The sequence below is a fragment of the Chitinophaga sp. RAB17 genome (assembly GCF_052114225.1).
In the GTDB taxonomy this organism is placed as follows: Bacteria; Bacteroidota; Bacteroidia; order Chitinophagales; family Chitinophagaceae; genus Chitinophaga.
The window spans coordinates 364,546-377,200 of sequence record NZ_JBFREI010000005.1 but is presented as its reverse complement, the minus strand read 5'-3'; the positions used below and the strand labels follow the sequence as shown (position 1 = coordinate 377,200).

Below are 12,655 nucleotides of genomic sequence, written 5' to 3'. Positions count from 1 at the left end.
GCTACGGTACCGGGCTTACTGTGTGCCCACGTTCGTTTGTGTTGCTATAAAAGTATTATCCGACAGGATATTGTTATAAGGCGCCATATCCTGCATCACCCTCGAAGGATAGCGGGTAGTATCGAATTTACCGGTCCAGTCGGCGTTTTTGCTATCCCCGACCAGAATGCCTGTTACAGCATTTTCAATGCGGTTGAATTTAATTATACAATCGCTGGCAGCAATATAAAATCCTATTTCACTTTTGCCGGCCGCCATACCATACATGAGCCGGATGCCCGTCTTCACATGACTGATCTGGTTATGGGTGATCTGATGCCCGGTTCCGTTTACCCGAATACCACTATTGCCGCCTTTAATGATGTTGCTGTCAATGATACAATCATGTCCACCCCGCATGACTAATTCGCCATCGCAGTCTTCGAAGTAATTCAGGAGGTACATATTATTGCTGCTCTTATTGCTGATCACTTCCGCCTCGCCACTACAGCGTATAAAGCGGTTGTAACGGACCATGCTTTTAGGTTGAAGGGTACCCAGTAAAACCGGGTCCTGGCCTATTTGTACGCATTCACCTCCATTGACTACTTTCCAGGAGACTTTATTTTTATCCCTGAATTCGTTATTTTCTATCAGGGTATATTCCGGAAAAGCATCTTTCGTAATTTTCACCTGTACCTCCTGGTTATCTATATTGCTGGTAAAGGTGCAGTGGTCTACCTGGTTGTATTCGCCATGGCCCGAAACAACTACTAACGGCATAAACTGCGCTTTAGCCACATTCTGACTGAATACGCATGCAGTGATGCGACAATGTTGCGTGTTGTTCAATTCTGCGAGTATGCCTGCCTGTTTGTCTGCCTTTAATATATTACAGGCCAAGAAAGTAATGCCACTGAGTATGGTGTAGCTGCCGGTCAGTTTGAAAATGGGCTGGGCTGCATCTCCGGTGAATATTACTTTACCGGCTGTTTCCGCCATAATGGTAACGGGTTGGGAGGCAGTGCCGCTGGTATTAATGACAAGGGCCCAGGCGGGATAAGTACCATTTGCAATCATTATTTCGTCTCCGGCTTTTATATGCCGGCTGATGTCGTTGAATTCTTTTTCGCTGTGAATAAGATATGTTTTACAGAAAGCGGCATGGGCGCTTAGTAGTAATAAGATGGCAGGCAGTAGTTTTTTCATAAAGCAGACCACCGGGTTTTGCCGGATGAATAAAGATAATTTTTTTGAAGTAATACTTTTCCCAGTTTAAATACCAGCCCTCATCTGTTGTAGTTTTTCGGGGGTATGAGGAGAATATTTGGTTTCGGGATCTGCTACGAGTGCTTTGTCGAGGATTCCTTTATAATGGGAAAATGCCCTGAAGCCGGCCTCTCCATGGTAGTTGCCGATGCCACTGGCGCCTACGCCGCCAAAGGGAAGGTGGCCATTGGCGATATGCATGATGGCTTCATTTACGCAACCTCCGCCAAAGGATATTTCGCTGAGTACTTTTTGGGTGATATTTTCATCTTTCGTGAATAAATATAGCGCCAGGGGTTTAGGGCGTGCCTTGATTTCTTTTATGATGGTGTCCAGGTCTTCAAAGGTCATCACTGCCATGATGGGGCCAAATATTTCGTCTTGCATTACTTTATCCTCCCAGGTAATATGGTGTAGTACGGTGGGTTCAATAAAGCGTTTACTTACATCGTAACTACCACCCACGTATATTTTATCAGGATTAATCAATGCAGCCACCCGTGCGGCGTTGCGCTCGTTAATGATGTTTACATAATTGTCATTCTCTGGTTTATAGTCGGACCGGGCTATTTCTTTGGCTACTTTCTCCAGGAAATTATCAGCTATACTTTTATGGACATATACATAATCGGGGGAGATGCAGGTTTGGCCGGCATTCAGGTATTTGGCCCAGACCAGTCTTTTTACGGATATATCGAGGTCGCTGTCCGGCATGATGATGACGGGGCTTTTGCCACCAAGTTCCAATACTACCGGCGTAAGATGTTTAGCAGCGGCCTGGTATACTATTTTGCCTACCGCGACGCCGCCAGTAAAGAAAATAATATCAAATTGCTGTTCCAACAGCGCAGTGGTTTCCGGTATCCCTCCTTCCACCACTTTGAAGTAGCGGGCTTCAAAATGGGTATTGATGATCCGGGCCATGGCAGCACTGCAGTTGGCCGTCAGTTCACTGGGTTTAAGTACAATGGTGCATCCTGCGGCCATGGCGGCCACTACGGGCGCCAGCGACAACTGGTAGGGGTAGTTCCAGGGGCCAATAATAAGACTTACCCCTAAAGGTTCAGGGATGATATAGCTGTTGGCGGGCTGATTCCGGGTATTGGTGGCTGCGGGTTTTATGGCGGCCCATTTATCCAGGTCTTTGATGGCCACCTTTATTTCTTCCAGTACGGCAGCGAACTCGGTTTGAAAGGTTTCAAACGGGGATTTGCTATAGTCTTTATAAATAGCTGTGGTGAGCATGGCTTCGTTGGCGATCAGGAGGTCGTATAATTTATTTAATTGCGCGACCCTGAATGCAACGGGTTTGGTGGCGTTGCTATTAAAATAGTCCAACTGTTCTTTTACTAAGTTTTCCATATGGTTTATTTATTATAAATAAATAGTATTCGATTAAAGAGATACCCGGAGCGGAGTGCGGTGTAAATTCAGCCGGGTATTTTAGCTGGTAAATATTGACTGGAATCCTTTAAGAACATCGAAGGCAGCCGCTTTGTTCGTAAAAAATAGTTTGTCCATTTTAGCTGAATTGTACCCAACTTTATTTAGATTGTATCCAATTGATTGCATTAAATGCCCGTCTTACTGCACCTTCTGGCGATTTTTTACGTATGTAACATATAATATATCGTAGATATATTAACGCGCTTTATCACTACTTATGTAATGCAACATTCCTATTCCGAAATATTACTTATCAGTCCCTTTTTTTCTAACAACTAAAAACTACAGTTATGTCAATGAATGCGTATGCCTGTACATTACCAGGTCAACCAGCAATTAATGCATTTTTCGAGGAAGTACAATTGAACACATTGAAATGGGCCCAGCGCTTTGATCTGGCGCCACAGTTTAAATCGATTGGTTGGTATACGAAAGCCAGGTTTGGATTACAAGCCGCCAGGGAATACCCCAATGCAACGTACAATCAGATTTGCCTTGCAGGTGATTTGCTCACCTGGTTATTTACGGTGGATGATACCTGTGACCGGGGTTCTGCAGGAGCAGAAGCCGCAGTTGAAATGAAATCGATGTTACATGAGTTCATCGAAATTTTGGAGAACAAGCGGGAACCATCAGATAACAGTCTGAGTATAGGACTGGCCAACATTCTGGAACGATTCCGCGCTACCAGCACACCCTATCTTTATCGTCAGTATTGTAAGCACATGATTGATTATTTAAAGGAGTGTTTCTTTGAAATAGATATGCAGCTGCATAGCTATGTTCCATCTATCGCGAAGTATTTTGAAATGCGGCCTTTTACAGGTTTTTATATTATGTTTCCTTTGGTCGCAATTTTTGAAAAACTGGATTTGCCGGATGAGGTGTATGAACATGAAACTATTGTGGAAATAGAGCTCATTCTTAATCTTCTGGGCTGTCTGGCTAATGATCTGCATTCCATTGCAAGAGAAAAGGATCTTGAAATAGCGGGGTTTAACCTGATATTTATTGCGCAAAGAGAGTTGAATCTGCCACATGAAGAAGCAGTACAGTATGTAATAGACTATCACGATGAATATCTGTTCAAGCTGGAGCAACTCCGCAAAGAAATTCCTTATTGGAATGAAAGCATCAATACCCAACTGGATGAATATATCCAGGGGTTGTATACGATCGTTAAAGGATACGATGACTGGGCTATCCTGGATACCGGACGTTACGAAAGTATATGATGAGGCAAGTGTCTGGACAATTCAAGATATAGTTCTTTGAAATGAACAGGCTTGGTGATGAAGGCATTCGCTCCTGCTTCCATCATTTCATCTTTTAAGAAGGCATCTCCTGATACAATTAAGACGGGGATGCCTTTTAATTCCGCTGTTTCATGCAGGTATTGCAGTAGCTCTTTGCTGTTGAATTTTGGCATATTGAGATCCGAAATAATTATATTAGGCATTTCCTGTTTGATTATTTCTGCTGCGTTTTCTCCATCCTTACACAAGATAGATTGTATACCCATTTCTTCCAGTATTTTAGAAAGAAAATGAGAGCTTAACAGATCATCTTCAATGATCAAAGCAGTGGCGCCGGCAAAGCAATCTTTCCTGAACTGAAAGGCTGTTTGTTGCTTTACTTTTCCGGTACTTATTTCTAAAGGAATATTAAAAGCAATGGTGGTGGTATTAGGATTTAATTCATCAGGTTCAATGGCAATAGTACCTCCAAATAATTCAACAAGGTGTTTGGTGATGGATAGACCAAGACCAGTCCCTTCAACCTGGTTACGCTGTGACACGAAATTATCAAAAATTCTATTAGCTATTTTGGGGTCTATAACACCTTCGTTGCGGACTTTGAAAACAATCTGTTCCTCTTTTTTTTCACAGCTGAATTCAACGATGCTTTTGCCAGATGTGAATTTCACGGCATTCGACAGCACATTGTTGAATATCTTTTTCAACAGGAGGTCGTCACTGTTAATAGGTTGATCCAGCTGCTTATCAAAATTCACGTTGATCATGATGCCCCTTGATGCAGCAAGGTAGCTGTTCATAGCCACGCAGTGGGCAATACATTCTCTTAGATTAATAGGCTCTTTAATAATATTATAGAATCTGCCCGATTCTATCTTCGACATATCCAGCACATGATTGATGGTATTGCGGGCGATATAACAGGCGGCATATAAATCGTCCAGCTGTTTTTTATCCGGCTCCCCATACTTATCCCGTCTGAGTTGAAATAATTGTGCAATGGAGAATATGGCATTTAAGGGAGTTCTTAATTCATGATAGGTTTCCCGCAGGAAAACGCTTTTTCTTTCAGATATTTCTTTCAGCTTTCGTTCAGAAGATAGCAGTGAGTTAATCTGTGCCACATAAGACAGCATCACCAATATTATAAATACGATCAGTGCAATTGTTGTAACATATCGCATGGTTGTTGCAATATTCGGACTTAATCCGATTGGCTGCATCAATTGAAAGTAAGAATTCGTAAGTACCCAGGCACCGAATAGTATTGTTATAATCAGGCATACTATTGTAGATTTTTTCTCCTTATATAAAAAAGAGGAAGCACTTAAGTGAAATATAATGATGGTAATAAATGCTAACAGTAGTCCAAGTGAAATGCCTGATCCTAATACCGTAGACCAATAAGCAATGAAAATAGCATTGACAGTATACATTAGTAAATTAGCCTGGAAATATTGTTTGTACTGGTTTAGCCCAATTACAAAAGCGAAACCCATTACTTCCAACGGAATACCAATGATGAAAAATATCGAATTTTTTAAGAGGTAAAAGTAGCTGCCGATACTCAATACAAGGCTACTTAATATCACTGCCATCACGTTAATAATAATGATCGAACGCTTTTTATCATTTTTTCCCAAACCTTTCGTGCCCGCATATATCGGTATAAGTAATATTTCTTTCAGTGTGTAGGCAGATGTATAGTTATCAGGTTTCATAAACGATTATTACGAGGGTTACATTTTGAATTACGGCTTCCTGGGAATATAAACAAACATGGAAAAAAGTATCCATTAAACAATCTGATATTTCAAAAAAACGCTTTGGATCTGTGCTTGGGTGTCATTTGTTCTATGCATATCGATATGCTTTGTCGCAGGGTAAATCTAATCAAGTAAGCTAAGCTGGATGTTAATTGTATGTTAAGATAGGTAATGTTTATTTAACCATAAAATCAGAAAATGGATAATTATTATATTAATAATTAAGTAATATGTAAGCGTTTAAAACAGTAGCTTTTTAATAAATTCCTGGGAAAATATTACTATACTGGAGGGGGGCATATAAAGGCCTATTGTTACCAGCTGGAGGCACGAAGGAAATACAGATAATTGGGCGCCTGTTGATCATAGATGATAAGTACCTGCATCAATATAATTATGTAGGAGAGGGATTGAACAGGAAACCACATATACGGAAAAAATAATTCTTACTTTTATCAGTTATAGATATTCATTTATGCAGCATCCCTATAAATCCAAAAAGTTATCACTGTTTATCGTTTTGCTTTCCTGCTTCCATATTTTAAATGCGCAAACTAAAGATAAAGACTGTGCGCAATTTATCATGATTGATGCCATTGGCAGTGGAATGCGCCTGGCACTTAGTCCGGATACTGTCACCATCAGTGAAGGGGAAGCGTATTACCTGAGGATTTTACTCAAAAGCTGCAAAGGGGCTATGTATATTGAACGTTACTCAAAATCCACTGGCAATATTGTTTTTAGTGGCAACTATATGGATGCTGTTAAATTGGATACAGTAGATGCCTGGGCGGTAGATCCGGTGACAGGTATTCGTAGTCCCAGGCCTAAGAAAGGCATGCAGTACTTTCCACTAAGGACCGGGTTATGGAAGTATTATAACAACAAAGGAACTTTAAGGAAAGTGGAGGAGTATGTGAATGGTAAAATAGTTGCTACCGGAAAGTAATGTAGCATCAATCAAAATAGGGTCAGGAAATGAAAGCTAAATGAAACAAAGTAAATTTAATTTAATGAGGAGATATTTTTTAGCCGTTTTGCTATTATGTGCTGCCTGCACAGAAAGTAGCCATCAACAAAAAGTCATTTCAGCTACACCAGGTGCTGTCACAGTCACACAGCCAGCAGTTGCTCACTGCGATTTCGTCCGGCTAAAGAATGATTCAGTAAGGCAATTGCATTTCCTGAATAGTGATGGTTCCGTCTGGAAAAAGGTGCTGTACAACGACTATTTTTCAGATAGTTCCATCGCTCCCTACGCCATTAAGCCCGAAAATTTACTGCTGATATTCCGCTGCCTGGGTAAGGAAAATGGCTTATATAAGGTAGTTGTTCACGAAGAAAAAAATATCATCAGATATATCAGCTGCAAGGATAGCAACTTTTTCTCCCAATCCATGCAGGAGAATATTTTAAGTGCCTGTTGTGTTGACTTTGATGCCAAAAGTAATCCCATGCGGGAAAAGCCATCTATTCATGCAAAGCTGGTAGCTGTGGACACCGGCACAGATGCACTAAACGAAATCGTTAAAATAGAAGGGGATTGGCTCCTGATCCAAAAAGACACTACACAGGGATGGATTAAATGGCGGGATGAAAAAGGAACCCTGTTAATTGAAATATTTTATGATGCCTGAGTAACGATCACTTTTTGTACTGATAAAAAATACCAGTATCAAAAATCGTCCACCTGCAAGCTTTTTGTCCGCAGCTTTTTAAACCACTGTTTGCCCAGGTATTGCAGGTGTGAAACAGGTTATAGCTGCCTTTGGCTTCGTAGAAGGCATCGTTGTTATCATAATTCGCTTTTGTGATAATATTCACTGGCATTCCATCTGCTCCCGTCCGGAAGCTATTATTGATATAAGTAATTAAGCGGGCATATTGGGATTTACTTATCATGATGGCATGGCAGCTTTCATTTTCACGTAAACCATGATAATAGGTAGCGTGTATCGCGGAAGTACTCAGGTTAAAGGCAGCTTTAAATGCGGTACTGGCTTTCAGATCGTTCCAGGTAGGTGTTTCAAGATAGAAGCCTTTGTCGCCCCAGCCAAAGGCCAGCAGGGTAGCCGTAGTATCGTTGGCGGTGGTGTTCCGGAAAGGAATGCGCGTACTCCAGTCTATTTGCGGGGTACGTACAGGTACTACAAGATCAGTATGCACCCCGTTAGTAAGAATATAAATAGTAATATCTGCATCATTAACAGCTTCCCGGCTGGTGCTCATACGGGAAAGGGTATACGCCGACAACAGATATACACCTATCAGCAGGAAAATGGTTAACAGGGAATATCCTGCGATTTTAAAAATTTTCTTCAAAGTGGCTACTTTTTTTTATCAATCCGGCAAATTAGGATATTTTCTTATTTTGCGGCCAAATCAGTTTCCCTAACCCTGATTACCGACAGCACTATGTTCCCTTTCTGGAGTAACTATTATTATCTTGTTATTATTTTGCAGATTGTATGTGTGATACATGCGTTGAAAGCTGGCAGAAGAGAATGGTTATATTTTATTGTGTTTATTCCACTGGTGGGAGTAGCAGTTTACCTGGTGCGGGAAATTTTACCGGAGATCAACAGTGGTGAATTTGGAGAGCGCCTGTTGCGGACGATCTGGCCCAATGGACGCATTAAAGAATGGGAGCGAAAAGTACGTATATCCGATACAGTTACCAATAAATTACAACTGGCAGATGCTTATGCGCAGCAAAAGCAATACGATAAAGCCATTGCTTTGACCCAGGAATGTGCGAATGCTTTTACCAAAGATCCGGGCATTCTGTTGCAGCTGGCGCGGCTACATTTCCTGGATGGCAACTATGCAGCATGCATCAGCAATTTCGATAAGGTAAATGCCACGAAGGGGGTGAGAATGAGTAAAGCAGAAGATGAACTGTTGTATGCACGTGCCCTGGAATATACAGGACAACCTGCCAGGGCGGAAGAAGCCTATCAGAAAGTAATACAGGTACATCATTCGCTGGAAGCCATGTATTATTACGGGCTGCTGTTGAAAAAGCAGGGCAGAACCGCCGAAGCGAAAGCTCAGTTTGAGCATACCAGAGAAGAAATCGATCTGCATCCAAGATATATCCGCCGTACTATCCGTAAATGGGTATGGCTTTCCCGGAAGGAGCTGGCTAATATGTAAAAAAGCTCCGGTTGATACCGGAGCTGTCGTCTTACGCTATAAATTACGGCCCTTTTTGAAGGAAGTAGCCTTAAACACAAATCAACATTAAAGAACGTAGTAGGCAGGTGTTTTCACCGGCTCTTCCGGTATGCTATATTGCTCATGCAACATTTGCCGGAGGTCTTTTTCAATATTCCTGGCAATAGTCGTCACCGGTGTATCTGTAGGTTTATTTTCAAATGGATCCTGTAAATTGATCGCCATTTTTTCAATCAGCAGGAATGATGAGGCAATGGCTACCACCAAAGGTATTTCCATGAATCCCAGCACATCTATTAAGGCAAACGGCAATAACAGTATAAAGAATATGAGGGTGAAATGTGTATACAAACTGTAAGTAGCCGGGAATACGGTATTTTTAATACGTTCACATTTACCCATGGCATCACAGAGCCGGGATAGCGTCTGATCCAGCGCTACCTGCTGGTATTGATTAATCCATCCCTGTTCCAATGCGAACTTCAGGTCTTTTCCATGTAAGAGCAACAAGGCAGCCGGTACGTTATCATACTTCATCACATAACTAAGCTCCCGTCTTGATAATAATCTGTCTACACCTTTGAGCGGATCTGTCTTTCGTAACGATTGTCCCAAACTATGGCACCATGCTGCCTGTCGCTTTACAAAGCGTTCCTGGAAAAGTGTCAGGTCTTCCGATTGATAAGCTGTATCCATCAGGCTTAAAACCTGTCGTGTTAGTGAACGTGAGTCATTTACAATGGCACCCCATATTGTTCTTGCTTCCCACCAGCGATCATATGCCTGATTAGAGCGGAACGCAAGGAGCAGGGAGAGTACAGTACCCAACACCATGGGCACGGATATGGGAATCACCAGGTTGGTGAAATCATATTGGTAATAAAGGATGTTAATCGTCAGTGAATAAACAGTCACCAACAGGATTTCAAACCGGATTTTACCAAATACATATTTTAATGGGATATTTTCTTTCAGTAGCATAAAATTGCTTTTATTCTGTGGCCAGCAAAAGTGCTGATATGGTGGATTTATCCGACACAAACCTCCGGCGTTGCAGCTGGATTTTCATCTTTGGATAATTACATTTACTGATCAGTTTTTCCGGATCATAACTTCTTTTAGAAGGTGCATTGTACTCATGATCTGCAGGCTGAATGATCAGGTCTATATTTTGTGCCAGCAGGAAGTTGCGTAATGCTGCACGGGTATTGCCATGGAAGAATTCAATCTTCAACTGGTTAATGGCAGAAGAATATTTATTACGGATAATTTCACACCCATCCTGGAAGTCGTTTGAAATCAGTTCCAGGTGACGGCTGTTGCGGGTATACGTAATAAGGTCAAACAACGAGTCAGGCATCTGCAGCGCATGCATTAATATAATATTAACCTGCTCATACGGATGTTGTGCTACAATACTGTGCACATAACTGAGGGAGCGAAGAGAGAAGTCTGTTGGTATGAGTATATTTTTCATGTCTGGTATCTTTTATAACAACAAAATTATTGCTGTGAAATAAGTAACCAGTAAGAGCGGCGTTAAAAGGTGGTAAGAATGTGGTAAGAATTTGGTAAGAAAAGCAGGCGCTACAATGGCAACTCCACCCTGATCTCGGTTCCGTGGTTTACCTGGCTGTTTACAATGATATCTCCTTTATGCATACGGATGATGTTCATGGCCAGCGGCAAACCAATACCATAGCCTTTAAAACGGGAAGTATTGGAGGCACGGAAAAAGGGGGAGAAGATGTATGGCAGGTCTTCCGGCGGAATGCCAATGCCATGATCTTTGACGATAATAATATTTTTCTTTTCCGTGGCAGCCAGTGCAATAGATACCGGTTGATTGTTGGAATATTTTATGGCATTGATCACAATGTTGCTGAGTGCAAGCTCCAGCAGTTGCTCATTTCCGGGTATCTGTAATTTGTCTTCTTCTTCCGGAAACAGGCTATAATCTATTTCTACCAGGTTGCCGGGATGTAGTTTGTCGATGGTATGTTTTACGGTGAACAATAATTCATCGCTGCGTATCAGGCTCCAGTCCTGCTTTTTACCATCAAAGCCTGTTTGTGCCAGGTGAAGAAGGCTTTTAGTGATATGTTCCAGTCTACCTGCTTCATGGAGAATGTTTTTCAGGGAATAGATATATTTTTCCGGTGTCCGTTCTTTATTGAGTGCCAGTTCTGCTTCACCAATGATGGCGGTGAGCGGGGTGCTCAGCTCATGTGAAGCGTTGCTGACGAAATTGTTTTGTGTTTCGAAGGCTGTTTCCAGGCGGTCCAGCATATTATTAAAAGTGCCGGCGAGGTCATTGATTTCATCGCCACTGTCATCTACGGTTAGCCGTAGGTGTAAGTTGCGTGAACTGATACTTTTTACTTGTATCATCATATGCCGGATAGGCTTCAGAATATATTTGGAGAAGAAAATGCCGGCTGCCACCAGTATTACGCTGGAGGCAACGGAACAGATGATTAATATTTTGCGCAGCCAGCCAAGGTATTCCGCACTGTACTTATTAATGGCCGATACGATAACGATGTACAGGCCCTGTTTGCTCTTGTATAGCACCCCTTCATAGAAACGGTCGCCTTCCCGGTAGGTGGCCTTGTTTTCAAGGCGTACCTGTTCATAGAAGCTGTTGGGAAGGGAAAGGTGTGCATCTTTATATACGGTGCCATCGGCGCCTACCTGGAGGAAATATTCTTTTTCCGAGGGCAGTTTTTCCAGGTGTTCTTCCCGTATTTCATTATAGATAACAGAATCAGATTCGTAGTAGGGGAGCGTAGCTTTGGCAGTAAGATAGGCACGTATTTCCAGGCGTTTGTAGAAATCCTCGAAGGAGTGCTGGTTGGCAAAATAGTATACCAGTATACTCATAATGAGGATAGTGGAGATGGTTAAACCTGCAAATACCATTAATATCTTAGTGCGTATCTTCATCGGCTTTATTTTCCCGGATCATGTAGCCCAGTCCCACTACGGTATGTATCAGTTCTGTGGCGTTATGTTTATTAATTTTTTTCCGGAGATAGTTAATATATACATCCACTACTTTGGTGTTCATATTAAATTCGATGCCCCATACCTGTTCCAGTATTTCCAGTCTGGATAGTACTTTCCTGGGATTCCTCAGCAGGAACTCCAGCAACCGGTATTCTGTGGCGGTGAGAGAAATGTTTCTTCCCTTTCTGCTGGCGGATTTGGTATCCATGTTCAGTTCCAGGTCTGCCAGGGTGAGCACGGCTGCCGATGTAACGGGAACGGGTATATCGATATTTGTTTTTCTCCGTAGCAGGCTGCGGATGCGGGCTTCCAGCTCCTGTAGTTTAAATGGCTTTATCAGGTAGTCATCTGCTCCGCTGTCGAGTCCCATCACAATATTTTCTGTGGTGCCCAGTGCGGTGAGCATGAGTATGGGCACTTCCTGCTTTGCCTGACGCAGGGAGCGGCATACTTCTATACCATTCATGCCCGGGAGCATTACATCCAGTATAATCAGTCTGAATGACGGGTTGTTAAGTGCCATTTGCAGGCCGCTGCTGCCATCCGGCGCCACGCTCACTTCGTAGCCGGCTTCGGAAAGACCGCGCGTAATTACAGATACTACAGCCGGTTCATCTTCTATAAGTAATAGCTTCATGAACGGCAAAGGTAATTACGAATTGCGAATTACAAATTACGAATTACGGATTTGTGTGTAGATATCCGCGTTTACAATCTTCTTTTCAATCGTTAATTTGTAATTTTTAATTCGTA

Annotated in this window: 12 protein-coding genes; 4 read left to right on the top strand and 8 right to left on the bottom strand. The window is 42.2% G+C overall.

The annotated features are described in order from the left end of the window. Positions 1-15 precede the first annotated feature (15 nt). Positions 16-1,188, bottom strand: coding sequence for a chondroitinase-B domain-containing protein (locus AB4Z08_RS19405; RefSeq protein WP_441575424.1), 1,173 nt, complete (start codon positions 1,186-1,188; stop codon positions 16-18). Between the two features lie 66 nt (positions 1,189-1,254). After that, positions 1,255-2,610, bottom strand: coding sequence for an aldehyde dehydrogenase family protein (locus AB4Z08_RS19400; RefSeq protein ID WP_441575423.1), 1,356 nt, complete (start codon positions 2,608-2,610; stop codon positions 1,255-1,257). A 374-nt stretch (positions 2,611-2,984) separates the two neighbouring features. On the opposite strand from AB4Z08_RS19400, the gene AB4Z08_RS19395 reads away from it, so the two are divergent. Next, positions 2,985-3,929, top strand: a complete 945-nt coding sequence (locus AB4Z08_RS19395; protein WP_441575422.1) for a terpene synthase family protein — start codon at positions 2,985-2,987, stop codon at positions 3,927-3,929. Here AB4Z08_RS19395 and AB4Z08_RS19390 read toward each other — a convergent pair. After that, complete coding sequence (locus AB4Z08_RS19390; RefSeq protein ID WP_441575421.1) at positions 3,914-5,671, bottom strand: hybrid sensor histidine kinase/response regulator; 1,758 nt, start codon at positions 5,669-5,671, stop codon at positions 3,914-3,916. The two genes, AB4Z08_RS19395 and AB4Z08_RS19390, sit on opposite strands and share 16 nt — an antisense overlap. Positions 5,672-6,191: 520 nt before the next feature. On the opposite strand from AB4Z08_RS19390, the gene AB4Z08_RS19385 reads away from it, so the two are divergent. Both AB4Z08_RS19385 and AB4Z08_RS19380 read left to right on the top strand, forming a co-directional pair. Continuing rightward, positions 6,192-6,665 carry a hypothetical protein gene (locus AB4Z08_RS19385; protein WP_441575420.1) on the top strand — a complete coding sequence of 158 codons (474 nt, stop codon included), beginning with the start codon at positions 6,192-6,194 and terminating at the stop codon, positions 6,663-6,665. A 64-nt stretch (positions 6,666-6,729) separates the two neighbouring features. Continuing rightward, positions 6,730-7,353, top strand: coding sequence for a hypothetical protein (locus AB4Z08_RS19380; RefSeq protein WP_441575419.1), 624 nt, complete (start codon positions 6,730-6,732; stop codon positions 7,351-7,353). A 7-nt stretch (positions 7,354-7,360) separates the two neighbouring features. Here AB4Z08_RS19380 and AB4Z08_RS19375 read toward each other — a convergent pair whose 3' ends face one another. After that, a complete protein-coding gene (locus AB4Z08_RS19375) occupies positions 7,361-8,038 on the bottom strand; it encodes a TIGR02117 family protein (RefSeq protein ID WP_441575418.1) in 678 nt (225 codons plus the stop codon). Positions 8,039-8,131: 93 nt separating this feature from the next. On the opposite strand from AB4Z08_RS19375, the gene AB4Z08_RS19370 reads away from it, so the two are divergent. Beyond that, positions 8,132-8,872, top strand: coding sequence for a tetratricopeptide repeat protein (locus AB4Z08_RS19370; protein ID WP_441575417.1), 741 nt, complete (start codon positions 8,132-8,134; stop codon positions 8,870-8,872). 87 nt (positions 8,873-8,959) lie between these two features. Here the strand turns inward: AB4Z08_RS19370 and AB4Z08_RS19365 are convergent, their stop codons facing one another. The 4 genes from AB4Z08_RS19365 to AB4Z08_RS19350 all read right to left on the bottom strand — a co-directional run bounded on the left by AB4Z08_RS19365 (position 8,960) and on the right by AB4Z08_RS19350 (position 12,539). Then, positions 8,960-9,874 (bottom strand): bestrophin family protein, encoded by a 915-nt coding sequence (locus AB4Z08_RS19365; protein WP_441575416.1) that lies wholly within the window; start codon positions 9,872-9,874, stop codon positions 8,960-8,962. 10 nt (positions 9,875-9,884) lie between these two features. Then, on the bottom strand, positions 9,885-10,370 hold the full coding sequence (locus AB4Z08_RS19360; protein WP_441575415.1) for a hypothetical protein: 486 nt from the start codon (positions 10,368-10,370) through the stop codon (positions 9,885-9,887). Between the two features lie 110 nt (positions 10,371-10,480). Then, positions 10,481-11,839, bottom strand: coding sequence for an ATP-binding protein (locus tag AB4Z08_RS19355; RefSeq protein WP_441575414.1), 1,359 nt, complete (start codon positions 11,837-11,839; stop codon positions 10,481-10,483). Beyond that, a complete protein-coding gene (locus AB4Z08_RS19350) occupies positions 11,823-12,539 on the bottom strand; it encodes a response regulator transcription factor (protein ID WP_441575413.1) in 717 nt (238 codons plus the stop codon). Before AB4Z08_RS19350 ends, AB4Z08_RS19355 begins: the two co-directional genes overlap by 17 nt. Positions 12,540-12,655 lie beyond the last annotated feature (116 nt).